The organism is Streptomyces durbertensis (assembly GCF_014156695.1).
Taxonomy (GTDB): Bacteria; Actinomycetota; Actinomycetes; order Streptomycetales; family Streptomycetaceae; genus Streptomyces; species Streptomyces durbertensis.
This window is the reverse complement of the sequence record NZ_WMLF01000985.1, coordinates 1-255: the sequence shown is the minus strand read 5'-3', so window position 1 is coordinate 255 and position 255 is coordinate 1. Positions and strand designations below refer to the sequence as shown.

The window sequence follows — 255 nt, the reverse complement described above, 5'->3', positions numbered from 1 at the left end:
TCATGGACATGGCCATCGCGGCGGGTGCTCCGCTGGTGTCGTTGAACGACGGTGCGGGTGCGCGGATCCAGGAGGGTGTGTCGGCGCTGGCCGGGTATGGCGGGATCTTCCAGCGGAACACCCGGGCTTCGGGTGTGATTCCGCAGATCTCGGTGATGCTCGGTCCGTGTGCGGGTGGTGCGGCGTATTCGCCGGCGTTGACGGACTTCGTGTTCATGGTGCGGGACACCTCGCAGATGTTCATCACCGGTCCGG

General features: G+C 65.9%; 1 protein-coding gene. It reads left to right on the top strand.

Translation table 11 applies throughout. The features are described 5' to 3' along the window. On the top strand, positions 1-255 hold a 255-nt coding region (locus GL263_RS27985; protein WP_323379592.1), incomplete at both ends, for a carboxyl transferase domain-containing protein.